General features: G+C 69.3%; 19 protein-coding genes and 1 pseudogene. 14 read left to right on the top strand and 6 right to left on the bottom strand.

Translation table 11 applies throughout. The features are described from left to right. The 5 genes and pseudogenes from QMO76_RS06025 to QMO76_RS06045 form a co-directional block, all read left to right on the top strand. A pseudogene (locus tag QMO76_RS06025) lies at positions 1-1,178 on the top strand (histidine kinase); the annotation flags it as partial. After that, the gene (locus QMO76_RS06030) at positions 1,175-1,588 is read left to right on the top strand and encodes a roadblock/LC7 domain-containing protein (RefSeq protein ID WP_029930951.1); all 414 of its coding nucleotides are present in this window, start codon (positions 1,175-1,177) and stop codon (positions 1,586-1,588) included. The pseudogene QMO76_RS06025 and the gene QMO76_RS06030, both read left to right, overlap by 4 nt. A gap of 7 nt (positions 1,589-1,595) precedes the next feature. After that, entirely contained in the window at positions 1,596-1,970 is a 375-nt protein-coding gene (locus tag QMO76_RS06035) for a DUF742 domain-containing protein (protein WP_029930952.1), read from the top strand. Beyond that, on the top strand, positions 1,951-2,553 hold the full coding sequence (locus tag QMO76_RS06040) for an ATP/GTP-binding protein (RefSeq protein ID WP_172544792.1): 603 nt from the start codon (positions 1,951-1,953) through the stop codon (positions 2,551-2,553). Before QMO76_RS06035 ends, QMO76_RS06040 begins: the two co-directional genes overlap by 20 nt. A 33-nt stretch (positions 2,554-2,586) precedes the next feature. Then, a complete protein-coding gene (locus QMO76_RS06045) occupies positions 2,587-4,125 on the top strand; it encodes a carboxyl transferase domain-containing protein (RefSeq protein ID WP_306360196.1) in 1,539 nt (512 codons plus the stop codon). Between the two features lie 96 nt (positions 4,126-4,221). On the opposite strand, the gene QMO76_RS06050 is transcribed toward QMO76_RS06045, so the two are convergent. Next, a complete protein-coding gene (locus QMO76_RS06050; protein WP_306360197.1) occupies positions 4,222-4,761 on the bottom strand; it encodes a hypothetical protein in 540 nt (179 codons plus the stop codon). Beyond that, positions 4,758-5,027, bottom strand: coding sequence for a helix-turn-helix transcriptional regulator (locus QMO76_RS06055; RefSeq protein WP_029930956.1), 270 nt, complete (start codon positions 5,025-5,027; stop codon positions 4,758-4,760). Before QMO76_RS06055 ends, QMO76_RS06050 begins: the two co-directional genes overlap by 4 nt. A gap of 99 nt (positions 5,028-5,126) precedes the next feature. Here QMO76_RS06055 and QMO76_RS06060 point away from each other — a divergent pair, with 99 nt between their 5' ends. Continuing rightward, the gene (locus QMO76_RS06060; RefSeq protein WP_306360198.1) at positions 5,127-5,984 is read left to right on the top strand and encodes an aldo/keto reductase; all 858 of its coding nucleotides are present in this window, start codon (positions 5,127-5,129) and stop codon (positions 5,982-5,984) included. Between the two features lie 288 nt (positions 5,985-6,272). Here QMO76_RS06060 and QMO76_RS06065 read toward each other — a convergent pair whose 3' ends face one another. After that, positions 6,273-7,490, bottom strand: coding sequence for a pyridine nucleotide-disulfide oxidoreductase (locus QMO76_RS06065; protein ID WP_372341921.1), 1,218 nt, complete (start codon positions 7,488-7,490; stop codon positions 6,273-6,275). A gap of 194 nt (positions 7,491-7,684) precedes the next feature. Between QMO76_RS06065 and QMO76_RS06070 the strand changes: the two genes are divergently transcribed. From QMO76_RS06070 to QMO76_RS06100, 7 genes are all read left to right on the top strand, one after another. Beyond that, positions 7,685-8,410: an enoyl-CoA hydratase gene (locus tag QMO76_RS06070; RefSeq protein ID WP_306360632.1), complete on the top strand. Its 726-nt coding sequence runs from the start codon at positions 7,685-7,687 to the stop codon at positions 8,408-8,410. Between the two features lie 143 nt (positions 8,411-8,553). Further along, the gene (locus QMO76_RS06075; RefSeq protein WP_306360633.1) at positions 8,554-9,612 is read left to right on the top strand and encodes an MBL fold metallo-hydrolase; all 1,059 of its coding nucleotides are present in this window, start codon (positions 8,554-8,556) and stop codon (positions 9,610-9,612) included. A gap of 29 nt (positions 9,613-9,641) precedes the next feature. Beyond that, positions 9,642-9,932, top strand: coding sequence for an antitoxin (locus tag QMO76_RS06080; RefSeq protein WP_306360200.1), 291 nt, complete (start codon positions 9,642-9,644; stop codon positions 9,930-9,932). A 172-nt stretch (positions 9,933-10,104) separates the two neighbouring features. Continuing rightward, positions 10,105-12,399 carry an ATP-dependent DNA ligase gene (locus QMO76_RS06085; protein WP_306360201.1) on the top strand — a complete coding sequence of 765 codons (2,295 nt, stop codon included), beginning with the start codon at positions 10,105-10,107 and terminating at the stop codon, positions 12,397-12,399. Between the two features lie 84 nt (positions 12,400-12,483). Further along, a complete protein-coding gene (locus tag QMO76_RS06090) occupies positions 12,484-12,711 on the top strand; it encodes a type II toxin-antitoxin system VapB family antitoxin (RefSeq protein WP_306360202.1) in 228 nt (75 codons plus the stop codon). Then, the gene (locus QMO76_RS06095) at positions 12,708-13,139 is read left to right on the top strand and encodes a PIN domain nuclease (protein WP_306360203.1); all 432 of its coding nucleotides are present in this window, start codon (positions 12,708-12,710) and stop codon (positions 13,137-13,139) included. Before QMO76_RS06090 ends, QMO76_RS06095 begins: the two co-directional genes overlap by 4 nt. 259 nt (positions 13,140-13,398) lie before the next feature. Further along, entirely contained in the window at positions 13,399-14,574 is a 1,176-nt protein-coding gene (locus QMO76_RS06100) for a lipase family protein (RefSeq protein ID WP_306360204.1), read from the top strand. 41 nt (positions 14,575-14,615) lie between these two features. On the opposite strand, the gene QMO76_RS06105 is transcribed toward QMO76_RS06100, so the two are convergent. The 3 genes from QMO76_RS06105 to QMO76_RS06115 all read right to left on the bottom strand — a co-directional run bounded on the left by QMO76_RS06105 (position 14,616) and on the right by QMO76_RS06115 (position 18,322). After that, a complete protein-coding gene (locus tag QMO76_RS06105; RefSeq protein WP_306360205.1) occupies positions 14,616-15,269 on the bottom strand; it encodes an ammonium transporter in 654 nt (217 codons plus the stop codon). A 216-nt stretch (positions 15,270-15,485) separates the two neighbouring features. Continuing rightward, complete coding sequence (locus QMO76_RS06110) at positions 15,486-16,247, bottom strand: energy-coupling factor transporter transmembrane protein EcfT (protein WP_306360206.1); 762 nt, start codon at positions 16,245-16,247, stop codon at positions 15,486-15,488. Continuing rightward, positions 16,244-18,322, bottom strand: coding sequence for an ABC transporter ATP-binding protein (locus tag QMO76_RS06115; protein ID WP_306360207.1), 2,079 nt, complete (start codon positions 18,320-18,322; stop codon positions 16,244-16,246). The genes QMO76_RS06110 and QMO76_RS06115 overlap by 4 nt, the downstream gene beginning before the upstream one ends. A 144-nt stretch (positions 18,323-18,466) precedes the next feature. On the opposite strand from QMO76_RS06115, the gene QMO76_RS06120 reads away from it, so the two are divergent. After that, positions 18,467-19,381 carry a cation diffusion facilitator family transporter gene (locus QMO76_RS06120; RefSeq protein ID WP_306360208.1) on the top strand — a complete coding sequence of 305 codons (915 nt, stop codon included), beginning with the start codon at positions 18,467-18,469 and terminating at the stop codon, positions 19,379-19,381. The last annotated feature ends 9 nt before the right edge of the window (positions 19,382-19,390 follow it).

Here is a 19,390-nt window from a genome sequence, read left to right on the forward strand (position 1 = left end):
CCGGCGGTCCGCCGCAGCGCGCGGCCTCGGGCGGGTTGCCACAGCGTGATCCGGGCGCCAATGGCGCGCCGCCGCGCGAGGGCGGCAAGGGGCTGCCGCAGCGCCAGGCCGCCCCGGGCGGGCTGCCGCAGCGTGGTGAGGCCCCGGGTGGTTTGCCGCAGCGTGGCGATGCGCCGGGTGGTTTGCCGCAGCGTGGCGATGCGCCGGGTGGTTTGCCGCAGCGTGGCGATGCGCCGGGTGGTTTGCCGCAGCGTGGCGAGGCCCCGGGTGGTCTGCCCCAGCGTGGCGAGGCCCCCGGTGGGCTGCCGCAGCGCGCGCCCGGCGGCAATGGTGCGCCGCCGCAGCGTGATTCGGCGCTGGGCGGGCTGCCGCAGCGGGACAGCGGCCTACCCAGGCGCGACGGCGGTCTGCCGCAGCGCGACGGCGGTCTGCCGCAGCGCGATAGCGCGATGCCGCGCCGCGATGCCGCGTCCACCGGCCTGACCCAGCGGGATACCGTGCTGCCGCAACGCGAGTCGGCGCTGCCGCAGCGGGACAACACCCTGCTCCCGCAGCGGGACGGCGGTGCGGGCGGCGGTCTGCCGCAGCGACAGCCGGGCACCGCTCCGGGTGGTATGCCGCAGCGGCCCAGTCCTTCCGGCCTGCCACAGCGCGATCCGGGTGCGGGTCTGCCGCAGCGTCCGGCTCCGGTGCCGGGGCTGCGCGGCAATTCCGCGGGCGGTTCCACCGAGGAGGCGCCCGCCGGTCCGGGCAAGCACAGCTTCCGCTCCAATCCGCAGAAGACGGCGTCGTTCTTCCAGACTCGACTGCAGCCTGCCAGCGAAGACGACTCGTCGTTCGGCACTCCGATCTTCGCCGAGATGATGTCGGCGTGGCTGCAGGATCCGAACGCGGACCGGTCCCAGGTGGCCGCCTCCTTCGAATCACCGGGGGACGAGGGTTGGCAAGCGGCCCGTCGTGCGGTGGAATCTCAGCCGGAGAAGCGAACGGCAGCCGGTCTGCCGCAGCGTGATCCGGGGCACCGGTTGGTGCCGGGCGGCGTGAACGGCAACGCCGATCGGACCACCCGCCGGGATCCGGAATCCATCAGGTCCAGCCTGAGTCGTCACCAGCAGGGCGTCCGGGATGGCCGTGCACAGCAAGCAATGAACCTAACCGGAGATAAAGGAGACCGATGAACCCCGATCTAGGTGGTACGAAGCGACAGCTGGATTGGCTGGTTTCGAACTTCGCGAATGAGGTTCCCGGCGTCGCGCATGCCGTGCTTGTCTCGGCCGATGGCCTGCTGATGGCTGCCAGCGCGCAGCTGCCCGTCGATCGGGCCGAACAGCTGTCCGCGGTGACCGCGGGGCTCGCGAGCCTCTCGGTGGGCGTGTCCAACCTCTTCGAGGGCGGCACCGTGCTGCAGTCCGTTGTCGAGATGGAGCACGGATACCTGTTGCTCATGGCCGTTGGTGACGGTTCCTACCTCGCCGTGCTCACGAATACCTCGTGTGACATCGGCCAGGTGGGGTACGAGATGGCTTTGTTGGTCGAGCGGGTGGGCCAGACAGTCCAGGCCACACCTCGCGTCACGATGGGTTCCTGATGGTGGGATGGACATAGACAATCAGCGCTTGGGGAGCGCCGAGCCCAGCCTCGTTCGCCCGTATTCCTTGACCGCCGGCCGCACGCGGCCGAAGGTGGAATTGGCGTTGGAGGCGCTCGTCGCATCGCATCCGGTCGCCTTCGAGCGGCAGTTCGAACTCACCAATATCGAGACGTCAATCGTGGAGTTGTGCAGAGAATCGCCGTCTGTCGCCGAAGTCGCAGCGCGCCTGGGCATCCCGATCGGGGTAGCCCGGGTGTTGGTCGCCGACTTGATCGAAGCCGGCCACGTGAAGGTTTCGGCGACATTGAAAGACGATTCCAGCGACGATGAACGTCGCGAGCTGATCGAAAGGGTTCTCAGTGGACTCCGGCGTATTTGATTCGACGACACAGGTCGACACACGCACGAGTAAGCCGACGTCGGCGAAGATCGTGGTGGCCGGTGGCTTCGGTGTGGGCAAGACGACCCTGGTCGGTGCCGTTTCGGAGATCGTTCCGCTGCGCACCGAGGCATTGGTGACCAACGCCAGTGTCGGCGTCGACAGCCTCAGTGGCGTCGAATCGAAGGCCACCACCACGGTGGCCATGGACTTCGGCAGGATCAGCCTTGCCGATGACCTGGTGCTGTACCTGTTCGGTACGCCCGGCCAGTACCGATTCTGGTTCATGTGGGACGACCTGATCCGCGGCGCCATCGGCGCGGTGGTGTTGGTCGACACCCGGCGACTGGAGGACAGTTTCGCCGCCGTCGACTACTTCGAGGCGCGGAACCTACCTTTCCTGGTGGCCATCAACGAATTCGACGACGCGCCTCGCTACCCGATCGAGGACATCCGCCAGGCCCTCGCGGTCCCGGCGGATACGCCGATTCTGTCGATGGACGCCCGTCGCCGGGAGCCGGTGAAGCAGGCCCTGGTGGCCGTCACCGAGTACGCCCTGCGCAAGGTCGTGCAGGGGTACTGAGGCGACCCTCTTCGGTACAGCTATTCTCGCGCCGTGAGTATTTCGGCGCGAGATCTCCTCGGCGGTCTGCTCGATCCCGGTTCCTTCGTGAACTGGGATCGGCCTCCGCTGCCGATTCCCCGTTCCGCCGAGTACCGCGCCGAGTTGCGGGCGGCCGAGGCCGCGACCGGTCTCGACGAGGCGGTGCTGACGGGGGAGGGGATGCTGCGTGGGCGGCGGGTCGCCGTGATCGCGTGCGAGTTCGGCTTCCTCGCGGGTTCGATCGGTGTGGCGGCGGCCGAGCGCATCGTCGCCGCCGTGGAGCGCGCCACCGCGCGGGGCCTGCCGCTGGTGGCCTCGCCGACCTCGGGCGGAACCCGAATGCAGGAGGGCACAGTCGCTTTCGTGCAGATGGTGAAGATCGCCGGGGCGGTCGCGGCGCACAAGTCGGCGGGCTTCCCGTATCTCGTCTACCTGCGGAATCCCACCATGGGCGGCGTGTTCGCCTCCTGGGGTTCGCTGGGGCACATGACTTTCGCCGAGCCCGGCGCTCTGATCGGCTTTCTGGGGCCGCGGGTGTACCGGGCGCTGTACGGGCGTGATTTCCCCGCGGGGGTGCAGACGGCGGAGAACCTCTATCGCAACGGTGTCATCGACGGTGTGGTCCCGGTGCGGGTTTTCCGTCGTATCGCGCACCGAGCCCTCAACGTGTTCAGTGGAATCGCTGTCGGGCATGCCGAATATTCGCGGGATCCAGCCACTTTGGATTGTTCTCCGGCGGAATACGGTTCGTTGGAAGCTATTCCGGCCTGGCAGTCGGTATCGACGTCGCGACGTGCCGACCGCCCCGGTATCCGCGAACTGCTGCGTCAGGTCACCGATCGGGTGCCGCTCAGCGGTACCGGCCAGGGAGAATCCGACCGGACGGTGGTGCACGCGCTGGCCCGCTTCCGCGGCCGGCCCTGTGTGGTGTTCGGCCACGACCGCTCCGGGCAGACCACCGAAACGACCATGGGCCCCGCCGCTCTGCGCGAGGCGCGCCGCAGTATGCAGTTGGCTCGGGAGTTGCGGGTGCCGCTGGTGCTGGTGATCGACACCGCCGGTGCGTCACTGTCCCGCGAGGCCGAGGAGCGCGGGCTGGCCCCCGAGATCGCCCGCTGCCTGGCCGATCTCGTCACTCTCGACACGCCGACCATCTCCGTCCTGCTCGGCCAGGGCACCGGCGGCGGCGCGCTGGCGCTGCTGCCCGCCGACCGGGTGCTGGCGGCCTCGCACGGGTGGCTCGCGCCGCTGCCGCCAGAGGGAGCCAGCGCCATCGTCTTCCGCGATACCGAGCACGCGTCGGAATTGGCGGCGGCGCAGCGCATCCGGTCTGTGGACCTGCTCGCCGACGGCATCGTGGACCGCATCGTCCCCGAACGCCCGGATGCGGCGGCCGAACCGGTGGAGTTCGCCCGCCGCATGGTGGCGGTCATCGCGCGGGAACTGGCCGACCTGACCGCCCGCCCGGTGGCGGAACTGCGCGCGGCCCGACACCTCCGATACCGCCGCCTCGGCGACACATCCGTGCTCGACCAACAGCTCGACCGATAGTCGGCGGGCGGGGCGGACTCGGTGCACGGGTCATCGTCGATGCCCCGGGCGGGACGCGTCCGCACTCTCGACGGGACGTGCCCGCACCCCGGCGGCTCAGCTCTCCGGCTCCGGCTCCGGCCGCGTCCACGCCAGGATCATGGCGGGGGCGAAGCCACCGCCCAGCAAGGTCGCCAGGATCATGACGCCGCCCGCGTAGGAGGTCTGGAAGGCGCTCGAGTCGGAGGCGAGCGCGGGCGCCCAGATCAGGTAGAACAGCGGCGGCAGCGTCAGCCACTGGGTCACCGACAGCCCGATGGACCGGGCGGCCGTTCGCTGCGCGATCTCGAGTTCGTCGAGGATTTCGGCGGGTGCGTTGTCCTGGCCCTGGGAGACGATGCGCAGCATGGTCCAGGCGACCAGGAAGATCAGGACCACCGGGAGGATGAGCAGCGTCGCCCATTCCAGATCGAATGCGCACAGCACGCCGGCGACGAAGAGCGCGACGAGGCCGACGGTCACGGTGACGACCAGCGCCCGTCGCCTGCGCCGGGTGCGCCATTTCGGGAGCATGCCCGCCATGCGCTGTTCGTGGACCAGCCAGCGGCGGACCCGGTAGGCCTGATAGCGGTCGATGAGGCCGGTAGCGGTGGTCATGGTTTCCCCTTCGAGTAGAACTCCGCGGACAGCGGCGTGAATTCGGTGCGAGAGAACACGGCCTCGACGGGCACACCGAAGACATCGCAGATGCGCATGGCCAGGTCGAGGCTCGGGTAGTGGTCGCCGCGCTCCAGTGCCCCGATGGTCTGCACATTCACGTCGACCGCCTCGGCGAGCGCCGCGCGGCTCATGCGATGCTCGGCTCGCAGCACCGCGATGCGGTTGTAGATCGGTAGGGTTTTACCCCTTCGCACTGGGCTCACACAACAGAGTGTTGTAAAAACACAATATCCTGTCAAGCCGTGACCAACACAGCGAAGGGGCTGATTGACCAAGCGGCAAACCGCTTCTACGGTCGGAACGTGACCTTCAGGAGTGAAACGAGCGCCGTCCCCTCGATCGTGCTGAACGACGGGCAGGTGATACCGAAGCTCGGTTTCGGCGTCTTCCAGGTGACGCCCGAACAGGCGGTCGACGCCGTCACCACCGCCCTGGAGGTCGGCTACCGCAGCATCGACACCGCCATGGTGTACGGCAACGAGGCGGAGGTGGGCCGCGCCATCCGCGATTCCGGCCTGCCGCGCGACCAGGTCTACGTGACCACGAAGCTGTGGAATTCCGATCAGGGATACGACGCCACGCTGCGCGCCTTCGACGCCAGCATGGAACGGCTGGGCCTGGACTACCTGGACCTGTACCTGATCCACTGGCCGATCGCGGACTCCGGCCTGTACGTGGACACCTTCCGGGCATTCCAGTCGCTCAAGGCCGCCGGGCGCATCACCTCCATCGGCGTCTCCAACTTCACCCGCGAGCACCTCCGGCGCGTCATCGCCGAAACCGGTGAGACCCCGGTGGTGAACCAGATCGAACTGCACCCCCGCCTGACCCAGCCCGAGCTACGCGCCTTCCACGCCGATCACGGCATCGCCACCGAAGCCTGGAGCCCACTCGGTCAGGGCACCCTGCTCGACGATCCGGCCGTCGTCGCCGTCGCCGAGGAAACCGGCCGCACCCCCGCCCAGGTCATCCTGCGCTGGCACCTGCAGCTGGGCAATATCGTCATCCCCAAGTCGGTCACCCCCAGCCGCATCGCGGAGAACTTCGCCGTCTTCGACTTCGAACTCACCAACGACCAGATGTCGCGAATCTCGGCGCTGGACAAGGGCTCCCGGGTCGGCCCGGACCCCGACACCTTCACCGCGGGCGCTCCGGGGTGAGACACCCCCACCCGAACCGCCGCGCCCGGCCGGTCCACGCCTGAACCACCGCGCTTGGGCAGTCTGCGCCTGAACCACCGCGCTTGGGCAGTCTGCGCCTGAACCACCGCGCTTGGGGCAGTCCGCGCCAGGGACGCAGGGTGGGCGAGCGCAGCACCCTCCGCGCGGGAGCGACGCCACCGGTCGCTCTGCCCGCCCCGCGCGGCGCTTCCCGCGCGGCAGTCGGTAATCCGGCCCGGTACCCGCCCCGCCCGCGACCCGACCGATCGGTCGAATTCCTGCTCGGATCTACCCGCGTCCGACCCCCAGAAACTCCGTCAGCTCCACCGCAGCCGCCCGGCCCGCGCGATTGGCTCCGATCGTGCTGGCCGATGGCCCGTACCCGAGCAGATGTATCCGCGGATCCGCTGCGACCTGCGTGGCCAGCCGACCGGTCATCCGGATTCCGCCTCCGGGTCCGCGCAGCCGCAGCGGCGCGAGATGGTCAAGGGCACTCCGGAAACCGGTGCACCACAGAATCACCTCGGCGGCCTGGAATTCGCCGTCCGCCCACCGCACCCCCTCGGGTTCGATGTGGTCGAACATGGGGCGGCGGCGCAGCGCGCCGCGTGCCCGCGCCGCCCGCACCCGGTCGTCCTCGCGCAGTCCGGTCACCGACACCACCGACCCGGGCGGCAGGCCCCTGCGCACCCGGTCCTCGACGATCGCCACCGCCGCCCGTCCGTCCTCGGGCGCGAACTCGCCGTCCCGGAACACCGGCTCCCGTCGTGTCACCCACGTGGTGCCGGTGACCTGCGAGATCTCATCCAGCAACTGCACGGCCGTGATCCCGCCGCCCACCACCACGACATGCCGTCCCGCGAACTCGTCGGCCGCTCGGTAGTCGTGGGCGTGAAGTTGTCGCCCGGCGAATGTTTCCGCGCCCGGGTAATAGGGAATGAATGGCTTGTCCCAGGTGCCCGTCGCGTTGATCAAGCCACGGACACGCAGCGCGGCCCCTGGGGTGGGCACCCGACGAGGAACGCCCCCGCCGAGGTCGGAGGCGGCGGCCGGAGCGGTTCGTTCGGTGTGCGAGGTGGCGGCGTCGCTCGGACCGGAATCGACAGCGTGGTCGGTTTCCGGACCAGCGGCGCCGCCGCCGCGGTCTCCGGCGGCCCGCTCGCCACCCACCCGTGTCTCCGCGTGCAGCAAACCGTCTACCTCCGCGTTCGGGCAGGTCGCGGCGGTGGCGCGATCACACACCACGGCCACCGAGACCGGTCGGTGCACGCGCAGGTCGAACCGCTTCTCGTACAGCTCGAAGTAGTGCGGGACCGCCGTCGCCGCCCGGGCGTCCGCCGCGTCGGGCGGCAGGGTTTCGGCGAATCCCATGCCCGGTAGGTCATGGACACGATTGACCGTGCTCAGTGTGAGTGAGGGCCAACGGAATTGCCAGGCGCCGCCCGGCCCGGGGGAGTGGTCGACAATGAGAAAGTCCTGCTCGGGCCGCAGCCCGAGTCGCCGCAGGTGGTAGCCGACGGAGAGACCGGCCTGCCCCGCACCGATCACCAGGATGTCCACATCGGGTGTCGCGCTCACCGTCCAGACAGTACCGACGGTGCGTTACCGGTTGGTACGTACGGCCGCGTCGAGCGCGGAACTGCCGGTCGGTCCCGCTTAGAGTGAAGGTGTCCAGGGTGCCGACAGTGGGGAAGGGACAGATGCTCGGAGTCAGCCGCGATGGTGAGGTGGTCACCATCGAACTGCAGCGTCCGGAACGCCGGAACGCACTCAACCTCGAGCTGGTCGGCCGGTTGCGCACCGCTCTCCAGGAGGCGGCGGCCGACGCGCGGGTGATCGTTCTCACCGGTCAGGGGCCGATCTTCAGCGCGGGGGCCGATCTGGACGGCGTCTATTCCGACGAGTTCCTGGACGGCCTGATGGGTATGCTGCGCACCGTCGAATCGGTGCCGGTGCCCGTGATCGCCGCCGTCAACGGCGGCGCGCTCGGCGCGGGTGTGCAGTTGGCGCTGGCCTCGGACCTGCGGGTGCTGAGCCCCGATTCCTACATCGCCATTCCGGCCGCGAAACTCGGTATCTCCGTGGATCGTTGGACGGTGCGCCGGCTGGCCTCCCTGATCGGATCCGGTCCGGCCCGCACCATGCTGTTGGGCGCGGAGCCGATCTCCGCCGCCGACGCCTACGGTTTCGGTTTCGCCAACCGTCTCGGCACCCTCGCCGACGCGCAGGCGTGGGCCAAATCCATCGCGGAGCTGGCGCCGCTGTCGCTGCGGCATATGAAACTGGTGTTCAACGACGACGGCACCCGTGAGGCCGACACCATCGAGCAGCGAGAGGCGCTGAGGGCGGCATGGACGAGCGAGGACGCACAGGAGGCGCGCGTGGCGCGCAAGGAGAAGCGTACAGCGAGGTTCACCGGACGATGAATGCCGAACGAGTTACCGGGACAACGGATATCGATGCGGTGCGGGGCCGGCTCACCGGCGCGGCCCGCACCGCGGTTGGTGCGGTGGCCGGTGCCGTGGGCATCGGCTGGCTGGTACGCGCGGCGTGGGGCCTGCCCTCGGCCATGGGGGCCGGCATCTCGGCCATCCAGCCGACCGCCACCGCCTCGGTCCGCTACCGCAACCGCCAGTTCCACAACACCGAGCCGAGCAGCCAGATCGCCTCCGGGTCGGGTTTCTCGCTGCTGAACTCGGTGCTGACCAAACGCAATCTGGGCCGGGCCCCCGGCCCGATCCCGCTGGTCACCCCGGAGCTGCCGGAGCAGGCCGCGGATCTGGCCGTCACCTGGTACGGCCACGCCACCGCGCTGGTCGAGATCGACGGCTACCGGGTGCTCACCGATCCGGTGTGGAGTGAACGCGTCTCGCCGTCGCCGCTGATCGGCCCGGCCCGCCAGCATCCGGTGCCGCAGCGGCTCGACGAGCTGCCGCCACTGGACGCGGTGATCATCTCGCACGACCACTACGACCACCTGGACCGCGATACGGTGCAGGGTCTGGTCGAGAGCCAGAGCGCGGTCTTCATCGTGCCGCTCGGTATCGGGGCCCATCTGCGGCACTGGCGGGTGCCGGACGAGCGGATCGTCGAAATGGATTGGGGCACCTCGGTTTCGCTCTCGACGCTGCAACGCGCGCACGAGGGTGCGGATCTGACCATCACGTGTACCGAGGCCCGCCACTTCTCCGGCCGCGGTCTGGTGCGCAACACCACGCTGTGGGCGTCCTGGTCGTTGGCCGGTCCCGAGCACCGGGTGTACTTCGGTGGCGACACCGGCTACACCAAGGCGTTCGCCCAGGCGGGCGCGCGGCTCGGTCCGTTCGATCTGACGCTGCTGCCCATCGGCGCGTACGACGCCGCCTGGCCGGATGTGCACATGAATCCGGAGGAGGCGGTGCGCGCACACGCCGATCTGAATCTGGGAAACGCGGCGCACGGACTGCTGGTGCCGATTCACTGGGCGACCTTCAATCTGGCCTTCCACGGCTGGTCGGAGCCGGTACAGCGGATGGTCGCGGCGGCCGCGGCGGCGGGCACGGCGGTCGCCGTCCCGAAACCGGGACAGCGGATCGACCGCAATGGCGTGCCACCAGGACAGACCTGGTGGAAAGATATCGACCGATGACCGAAGACCGAGTGTGAAGGAGCAGGGCTGTGAGTCTTTTGGACACGCTCAAGGGATTGGTCGGCAAGGGCAAGGATGTGGCGGCCCAGAACGCCGAGAAGATCGAGTCCGCGGTGGACAAGGCCGGGGGCTTCATCGATCAGAAGACCGGAGGCAAGTACTCCGGCCAGATCGACAAGGGTGCCGAGGCGGTGAAGAAGGCCATTCCCGAGCAGGGCGGTGCGGCCGCGGCTCCGGAGGCTTCGCCCGCGCCGGAACCGGCTCCCGAACCCGCGCCGGGTGAGAAGCCGCCCGGGGAGCAGAAGCCTCCGACGCCGTAGCACGGCCGACCGGGGCAGCCCGGTACGGCACAGGGTTCAGGGCGCGGCCCTGAACCGACCGAGTGCGGTATCCGGACCGTTCGAGTCCTCCCGCGGCCCGCGGGGGGACCCGAACGGTCCGTTGGTTTTTCGGGTCCAGCTGATTGTCGATGCCCGCCTCTAGACTGGCGTTATGGGATCCCGGCGGAGTTTCGGGGGAGTCGAGGTGGCGCTGACCAACCTCGACAAGGTGCTGTATCCCGCCACCGGTACCACCAAGGGCGAGGTCATCGACTATTTCACCGCCATCGCCCCGGCCCTGCTGCCGCATATCACGGGGCGGGCCGTGACGCGCAAGCGCTGGCCGAACGGGGTGGACGAGCCGTCGTTCTTCGAGAAGAACCTGCCCGACCACGCACCGAAGTGGATCGAGCGCCATCGCCTCGAGCATTCCGACCGCACAGTCGTCTATCCGGTGATCGACTCGGTTGCGGGCATGGCCTGGCTGGGGCAGCAGGCGGCCCTGGAAATCCATGTGCCGCAGTGGATATTCGACGGTGACGCGCGCGGCCCCATCACCCGGCTGGTGTTCGACCTGGATCCCGGGCCGGGGGCCGGGCTGCCGCAGTGCGCCCAGGTGGCGCTCATGCTGCGCGATGTGGTGCGTGATGTCGGCCTGGACGCCTTTCCGGTGACCAGCGGCAGCAAGGGCATCCACGTCTATGTCCCGCTCGATCGGCGATTGAGCGCGGGCGGCGCATCCACCGTGGCCAAACAGGTCGCCACCAATCTGCAACAGCTGTACCCGAATCTGGTCACCGCGAATATGGCAAAGGCGGCGCGCGCGGACAAGGTGCTGCTGGACTGGAGTCAGAACAACCCGGCCAAGACCACCATCGCGCCGTACTCGCTGCGCGGCCGCGCCGAGCCGACCGTGGCCGCACCGCGCGCCTGGGACGAGATCGAGAACCGGAAGAAGTTGCGGCACTTGCGGTTCGAGGAAGTACTGGAACGCTGGCGATCCGACGGCGATCTGATCGCCGCGCTGGACGCGCCGCCGCCGGAACATCGGCCCGACCGGCTCACCCGCTACCGCTCCATGCGTGATCCGGACCGCACCCCGGAGCCGGTGCCCGCCGATCGGCCCGCGCCTACCGAGGGCAATCGCTATGTGGTCCAACAGCATCGGGCCCGGCGGCTGCACTGGGACGTGCGGCTGGAACGGGACGGCGTGCTGGTGTCGTGGGCGGTGCCCAAGGGTCCGCCGACCGACACCAACGAGAACCGCCTCGCCGTGCACACCGAGGACCACCCCCTCGAATATCTGGAGTTCCACGGCACGATTCCCAAGGGCCAGTACGGGGCCGGGGAGATGACCATCTGGGACGCGGGCACCTACGAGACCGAGAAATGGCGCGACGACGAGGTGATCGTGCGTCTGCACGGCGAACGGCTCGACGGCCGGTACGCACTCATCCGGACCAATGGCAACCAGTGGCTCATGCACCTGATGAAGGACCAGCATCCGGAGCTCGACCGGCCGGGGACGGACGGCGAGGCGGTCGGCGAGGGAGCGCGGATGTTCACGCCGCCACGGCAACCGGTGCCGCTGCCGCGCGGGCTCACCCCCATGCTCGCCACCCCCGGCGACGTCTCCACCTTCGAGGCCGACGAGTGGGCCTTCGAGACCAAATGGGACGGCTTCCGCCTCATCGCCGAAATCGACGACGGCGCGGTGACCTTGCGCAGCCGCGCCGGAAATATCGTCACCGGCCGCTATCCGACCATCGCGCGGCTGGGCGTGGAACTGGCCGGGCATTCGATCGTGCTGGACGGGGAGGCGGTGGTCTTCGACGATCACGGCACCGCCAACCTCGGACTGCTGCGCAACCACGCCGGGCAGGCGGTATTCGTCGCCTTCGATGTGCTCTACCTGGACGGCACCGCACTGCTGCGCAAACGCTACGACGACCGCCGCCGGGTGCTGGAAGCGCTGGCCGGGCGGTCGTCCTCGCTGGTGGTGCCGCCGCGCCTGGACGGTTCCGGAGCGCAGGCGCTGCGCTACAGCCAGGAGCACGGCATGGAGGGGGTGGTCGCCAAACGCCGGGATTCGGTGTACCTGCCCGGCAAGCGCGGGCAGTCCTGGGTCAAGACCCGCAACTGGCGCACCCTGACCGTGACGGTCGGCGGTTACCGCCGCTCGGACGTGCGCCGCTTCGCCTCCCTGCTGGTGGGGGTGGAGCATGAGGGCAGGCTGTACTACCTGGGGCGGGTCGGCACCGGCTTCAGCGACCAGGAGATGAGCGAGCTGGACGCGAAGCTGCGCCGCCTGGAACGCAAGACCAGCCCGTTCGACAACGAACTCACCGCCGAGGAGCGCAAGGACGCGGTGTGGGTGACGCCCAAGCTCACCGGCACGGTGCGGTTCATGAACTGGACCGAGACCGGACGCCTGTGGCACCCGGCCTGGATCCCCGCCTCGGACTGAATTCTCGGCGCGCCGGTTGGTCCACAGCTCCTGCGCATATCGTCTATGTGTATCTACGATGCATAAGGCACGTATGCTTGAGGGATGACGCGGACGATGATCGACCTTGACGACGAATTATTAGCGAAAGCCGCCAAGGAGTTGGGTACGACGACCAAAAAGGACACCGTCCATGCGGCCCTACGGGCCGCACTGCGCCAGAGCGCAGCCCGCAACTTGCGGACCATGATGACCGGAGACCGCCAGGGGCTGGCGCATGAGGCCGTGGTCAACGCGATGTGGGAGGACGATGATCAGGCAAGGAATCCATGACGACGCGGTACCTGCTGGATAAATCCGCCGGATTTCGAATGCATATCGAGGTGGTCGACGCACGCGTCGGCCCACTGCTCGAGCGTGGGCTGCTCGCCACCTGTGGGATGGCCGATCTCGAGGCCGGGGTATCGGCGAGATCTCCTGAGCACCACCGGGCTCTCGGTGATGCGCGCCGATATGCGTTGCAGTACTTGACCACTCCCGACGGGGTGTGGGAGCGGGCCTGGCAGGTCCAAGAGCAGCTGTGCGCCCGCAGTCTCCACCGCAGCGTCAAGATTCCGGATCTGATCATCGCCGCGGTCGCCGAGCATCACGGTCTGACAGTGCTGCACTATGACCACGACTTCGACCGCATCGCCGAGATCACCGGCCAGCCGGTCGAGTGGGTCGTTCCACCGGGTATGGCGGATCAGCCGGTTCCGTAGTGGACCGCGGTCGGCGTACGCCCGCCACGCCCGGATCGCGAGACGCGCCGATGGCGCACGCATGTCCATTGACCAGGCCGGATGGTCCGCAGTACCGTGGGGTCTCCGATGCGCCGGGAGTACGTACGGCGATCACGGGCCTGATGAAGCTGGAGCGTCGGTGGGATACGACGCTGGAGGCGTAATGCGGCAGGGCGGCGCGCGGATTCGAGGATGCGCGCGGGGCGGCAGGGGCTGGTGGGCATTCCCGATCGCGGTGGTGATCGCTGTGTTCGCGGTGGTCGCGCCGCTGGCCAGACCGCAGATCCCGGTGCCGGACGAGGATCCGTTCTACGTGCCCCCGGTGAACCTGTCGGCCTATGCCAATGGGGCGGTGCTGGATTCGCGGCCCATCGCGGTCTTCGGGCTACCGCTGCCGGTGGCCGCCTGGCAGCTCCAATACCGCAGTACCGATGCGCTGGGCGTCCCGATCGCGAATGTCGCCACGGTCGTGCTGCCGCCCGGGGCGTGGACGAATCCCGGTGGACGCCCGCTGCTGTCGTACCAGATAGCGGAGGACAGTCTCGGCACCAGATGCGCGCCCTCCTACGCCCTGCGCGGCGGCCGCGACTTCTCCATCGTGAACACCCTTCTGGACATTCCGTTCCTGGCCGCCGCGTTGTATCGCGGCTGGGCCGTGGTGGTCTCGGATTACCAAGGGCCGCAATCGCGTTTCTTCGACGGGGTGACCTCGGGACGCGGTGTGCTCGACGGTATCCGGGCGGCCCGCGACTTCGCCCCGCTGGGTCTGACCTCCGACAGCCCGACCGGGGCCTGGGGCTACTCGGGCGGCGCGTTCGCCACCCTCTGGGCCGCACAGCTCCGGGCCGCCTACGCACCCGACATCTGGCTGCACGGGGTCACGGCGGGCGGTGTGCCGGCGAACATCCCGGCCGTCGCCCGCGGCGTTGACGGCACCCTCCAGGCCGGACTTGCCCTGCTCATCGTGTTGTCGCTGGCCCGCAACGACCCCGCCTCGGGTCTGATCGACCTGCTCGGCGATCGCGGCCGCGCGGCGCTCGCAGAGGAGTCCGAAGCCTGCGGTGCGGACCTGGTGGTCCGGCACCCGTTCGACCGGGTGGACAACTACTCGGCGGTCCCGAATCTCCTGTCACACCCGGTGTTTGAGGCGACCGCCCGACCCAAGGAGCTGGGTGGATCCACCCCCGACGTGCCGCTGTACCTCTACCACAGCACCGGCGACGACGTCATCCCCATTGCCGGATTCACCGCGCTCCGGAATCGATACTGCGCGGGCGGCGCGACGCTGGTCGCCGTGCACTCGCGGGTCCCCGGGCACAATCCCGCGGCCCTCGTGGAATCCGTTGGCGCGATGAACTACCTGTCGGAACGCTTCGCGGGCAGCCCGGCTCCCCGCGAGTGCGCCGAGAAGTGACGCAGCGGGGGCGGGCCTGCCCGCCAGCGGAGCGGGTGCCGTCAGTTGGCCCCGGCGAACTTGCTGGTGCCCGGAGGGGCCATGAGCGTGTTGATCAGGTCGATCCCCGCGATGATCAGCGTCGGACCGCCCACCACCAGGGTGCCGATAATGCCGCCGACGGCCGCACCGGCGATCACACTGGAGAAGCCTGTCGGCGGACCAACGATGAGCCCGACCGCCGCGCCGAGCGCGGTGCCGATGAAGGCGCCGATGGCGGTGGCGATTCCGAACTGGCTGGCGAAGGTCTGCTGCGCCAGCAGATTCTCCCTCGGCGAGGCGACCGGCTTGATCGCGGCCGGTCGAGCCGTCGACTCGTCCTTGATCGCCGTCAGCGACAGCGTGGTCGCGTCGGCGCTGATGTTGTGCGGCAGCGCGTATTCCGTGCCGTCCTGCTGGAACGACAGCGGCAGGCTCACCATGGTGCGCCCCGCCGCATCGTTGACATTCACCGTGTTACCGGCGAGCTGGAAGGTTCCGTTGGTGAGCGTGGTGACGACGGTGTTGCCGACCAACGTGGCCTCGTACCCGATATCGGGCGCGACGGTATCGGCCTGCGCGGTGCCCATGGCGCCGGTGCCGATGGCGAGGGCGGTGATTACCGGTGCGGCAACAGCCGTGATCTTGCGGTACATCTGCGGTTGTCCAATCTTCATCAGGTTGTTCTGTCAACGCGTGCCGCACGCGCTGAAATTTCCTCACCCCTCGCGCGCATGCGACCGTGATGCGAATCGCATCGTGATCCCTCATCCGATCTTCAATCGCCAACGGTAGCGCGCCCCACCGACACGCCGTATGATTTTCGGCCCAGACCGAGGTCAGTGGACAAAACGCTTGGGATGCAGCGGAATCTGCACCGCCGCGAAATCCACTCAGACCAGCACGTCGACCAGGATCGCACCCGCGCAGACGGCACCGACGATAGCGAGCGCGTATATATCCCTTCGGCCCGGCGCGCTGGGTCGCGCCGTGAGTTCTCCGGTGCCTCCGCGCGCGGTGATCGCCTCGCCGAGTTCGCCCGCCCGCCGCGTGGAGACCGCCAGCGCCGCGGTGAGAATATCCACCAGCGGGTTCGCGGCCCGCTGCAACATCCCGTTGCTCGGCCGCAGTTTCCGGGAGGCCCGCAGAATCCGCATCTCCTCCAGCAGCAGCGGCAGTCCGCGCAGCGTCAGCGCCACCACGACCGCCCATTCGTCCACCGGCACCGCGTGCCGCACACCGCGCCGCGTCCACCCGATCCGCCGCAGCGGCGCGCCGAGTTTGGCGAGTGCGGGCGCGATCTCCCCCATGGGCGTGGTCCAGGCGATGAGGAAGGAGGCGCTCAGCAGGATGAGCCCGAATACCGCCACATTGAGATAGCGCAGCACCGCCGCGCCGCCGATGGGGAGGTTGATCAGCGCGCCGAGCAGCAGCCCGGCCCAGAACCACCAGGGAAAGCGCGGCAGGGTGCCCAACGGCAGCCGCGCGGTGATCCACACCGCCGCCAGGAAGGCCACGCAGATGCCCAGGACCGGCCAGGACGGAATGAACATGAGCAATATGCTGACGGCGAAGGCGGCGATCATCTTGGTGCCGGCCCACAGTCGGTGCACCGGGCTCGCCACCGGGACTTCGCGCAGGATCGGGCCGCTCATCGCCAAGCCTCCGGCTGGTTCGTCGGGTAGGGGTGCCGCGGTGGCGCGGATCGCGCCGGGGGAGCGGGGGGTTCGAGTATCCGCCCGCCGCTCAGATGCACGGTGCGGTCGCACAGTACGGCCATGTCGTCGACATCGTGGGAGATGACGATCAGCGTGAGCCCGGAATCCCGCAGCCGCCCGAGCAGTTCCACCACGTCCGCGCGCCCCTCGGGGTCGAGTCCCGCCAGTGGTTCGTCCAAGACGACCACCTGGGGGCGGCTGGCCGCGATGGCCGCCAGCACCACCCGTTTCGCCTGTCCGCCACTGAGTTCCTCGATGGAGCGGGTGGCCAGCGCACGGTCCAGCCGCACGGCGTCCAGGGCGCGGCCGATGGCGAGGGTGCCGTGTCCGCCCCAGTCCTCGATCTCCGCGCCGACCGTCTGGCGCTGCAATTGCAGGCGGGAATGCTGAAATGCCAACTGCACGGCTCCGATTCGGCGGTGGGTGGGGCGGGGGCCGGTGGGTTCGAACAGCATGCAGGTGCCCTCGGTGGGCGCGGTGAGTCCGGCCATGATCCAGGCGAGGGTGGATTTGCCGGATCCGTTGCCGCCCACGATCAGCAGCGCCTCCCCGCGATACACGTCGAGGTCGATGCCGTGCAATGCCGGTGCCTCCCAAGGCGTTCGGCGATTGTAGGTGTGGCGCAGACCGCGCAGACGCAGGATGGGTTCGCCGATGGGCCGCCGCCGGGGCTCGCGGACGGGGCGCGGCCAGGCGGGCAGGTGGTCGACGGCGCGGCCGTCGCGCAGATGCACGACGCGATCGGCCACGGCGGCGTCGGCCTCGTGATGGGTCACCAGCACCACCGCCATGTCGTGTCGCTTCGGCAGGTCGGCCAGGAGAGCGACCAGTTCGCGTCGGCCCCCCGGATCGATCATGGCGGTGGCCTCGTCGGCGATGAGCAGGGTGGGGCGGCGTGCCAGGGCGGCGGCGACGGCCAGGCGCTGCTGCTGTCCGCCGGACAAGGTCGCGGTCTCCGCGTCTCCCATCCCGCCGAGCCCGACCTCGGCCAGCAGTCCCTCGACGTCGACGGTGGCGGCGATCTCGGTGGGCAGTCCCCACACCACGTCGTCGGCGGCGAGGACCCCGAGGGTCTGGCTCTCGGGCCGCTGGAGCACCAGCGCGGTGCCGCCGGTGACGCCCAGGCCCGCGGATCCGGGGCGGGTGACGCTGCCGGAGGTCGGCGGCCGTCCGGCGAGGATCCGGGTGAGCGTCGATTTGCCGGAGCCGTTGTGCCCGACCACCGCCACGAATTCGCCGAGCCGCACGGTGAGGTCGATGTCCTGGAGCGCGGGGGTGCGCGCACCCGGGTACCGGAACGACACCTGGCGCAGGCTGACCGGCAGCGGTGCGACGGGGCGGTCGTCGGCGGGGGCGTCCAGCAGGTCGCGGCCGGGCAGCCAGGACAGCCGCTCCAGCACCGAGCCGAGTACGTACCAGGAGATGAGGCCGCTGGTGACGACTCCCGCCAGGACGCCGCCCGCGATCCACGCCCACCACCAGCGCAGCACCGTATCGGTGAGATCGGCGATGGCGTGGCCGAGCGGTGCCAGGGTGGACTCGCTGGCGAAGATCTTCTCCAGTCCGGCGGCGGTATTGCGGATAGTGTCGAACAACAGTTGGCGTGCCCGGGAGAACAGCAGCAGCAATCCGATGGAGAACGATGCCCCAGCCAGTCCCGCCAGGGTGGACAGTCCCAGCACCGCGAGCAGTCCGCCGCGCCGCCGTTTCACCACGCCGATGATGCCGCCGATCACCGCCACCGACGCCAGGTTGAGCGCCGGGACGATGCCGGCCGCCACGAAGGTCACCAGGGTGGCCGCCACCGTGGTGGTGCTCAGCGCCCGCACCCGGTGCCGGTATGCGAGCAGTCCCATCGGCACGGCCGCCACCAATTGCAGCGCGGCGGCGAACGGCACCACCGACCCGACGGTCACCAAGCCGACGGTCGCCCCGCCGAGCACCGCACCGGTGGCGAGTTCGATCGGGCGCAGCGGGCCGTGCGGTACGGGAGCTCCGGGCGAAACAGTCACGCACCCAGTCTGCCGTGTGCACGGGTGTGCACGTACCGACCCGTGCCCGGCCTGTCCGCCGTGGTCGCCGGGGAGGCGGGTGTGCCGAATTCGTTCGGCCGTAGGTGTTGCATTCATGCGCAACTATGCATAGTTTGGATCATCGTGGGACACGATCATTCGCATGGCATCGCGCCGGAGAGCGCGTCGGGGAAGTATCTGAGCCGCCTGGTGATGGCGCTGGGCATCGCGGTCGTCTTCATGGTGGCCGAGTTCGTGGTCGCCTTCTGGACCTCGTCGCTGGCGCTGCTCTCCGATGCGGCGCACATGCTGACCGATGTCGTCGGCGTCGGCATGGCGCTGTCGGCGATCCTGCTGGCCAAGCGCAGCCGCCCCACCTACACCCGGACCTTCGGCTACTACCGCGCCGAGGTGCTGGCGGCGCTGGCCAACGCCGTGCTGCTGTTCGGCGTCGCGATCTACGTGCTCTACGAGGCCATCGCGCGACTGGGCGAGCCGCCGGAGGTGCCGGGCTGGCCGGTGCTCATCGTGGGCACGCTGGGCATGTTCGCCAATATCGCGTCGGCGCTGCTGCTGCGATCCGGTGCGAAGGAGAGCCTGAATGTGCGCGGCGCGTATCTCGAGGTGTTCGCCGACCTCATCGGCTCGGTGGGCGTGCTGATCTCGGCGGTCATCACCCTCACCACCGGCTGGCGCTACGCGGACATGATCATCGGTGTGGCCATCGGCCTGTGGGTGCTGCCCCGCACCTGGGTGCTGGCGCGCCGATCGCTGCGCATCCTGTTCCAGCACAGCCCCGAGAATCTGGATGTGGAGCAGATCGCCGCCGCCCTGCAGGCCGTGCCCGGCGTCGCCGATGTGCACGATCTGCACGTGTGGACGCTGACCTCCGGCATGGAGGTGGCCTCGGCGCACATCACCGTGGCGGGCGGGCACACCGGCGACGACGTGCTGCTCGCCGCCCAGCACGTGCTGGCGCACGATTTCCGCATCGAGCACGCGACCCTGCAGGTCGAGGGCGCGGACTCGGCGCGCCGGTGCGCCGAGTTGTCGTGGTGAACGCGGGCG

The sequence above is a fragment of the Nocardia sp. CC227C genome, from assembly GCF_030767025.1.
Lineage (GTDB): Bacteria > Actinomycetota > Actinomycetes > Mycobacteriales > Mycobacteriaceae > Nocardia.

Coding starts and splice junctions, on each gene's coding strand:
- QMO76_RS06095 (WP_306360203.1), top strand. CDS start 12,708: ATGACGACGCGGTACCTGCTGGATAAATCCGCCGGATTTCGAATGCAT.
- QMO76_RS06085 (WP_306360201.1), top strand. CDS start 10,105: ATGGGATCCCGGCGGAGTTTCGGGGGAGTCGAGGTGGCGCTGACCAAC.
- QMO76_RS06035 (WP_029930952.1), top strand. CDS start 1,596: ATGGACATAGACAATCAGCGCTTGGGGAGCGCCGAGCCCAGCCTCGTT.
- QMO76_RS06110 (WP_306360206.1), bottom strand. CDS start 16,247: ATGAGCGGCCCGATCCTGCGCGAAGTCCCGGTGGCGAGCCCGGTGCAC.
- QMO76_RS06105 (WP_306360205.1), bottom strand. CDS start 15,269: ATGAAGATTGGACAACCGCAGATGTACCGCAAGATCACGGCTGTTGCC.
- QMO76_RS06050 (WP_306360197.1), bottom strand. CDS start 4,761: ATGACCACCGCTACCGGCCTCATCGACCGCTATCAGGCCTACCGGGTC.
- QMO76_RS06030 (WP_029930951.1), top strand. CDS start 1,175: ATGAACCCCGATCTAGGTGGTACGAAGCGACAGCTGGATTGGCTGGTT.
- QMO76_RS06090 (WP_306360202.1), top strand. CDS start 12,484: ATGACGCGGACGATGATCGACCTTGACGACGAATTATTAGCGAAAGCC.
- QMO76_RS06070 (WP_306360632.1), top strand. CDS start 7,685: ATGCTCGGAGTCAGCCGCGATGGTGAGGTGGTCACCATCGAACTGCAG.
- QMO76_RS06075 (WP_306360633.1), top strand. CDS start 8,554: ATGGGGGCCGGCATCTCGGCCATCCAGCCGACCGCCACCGCCTCGGTC.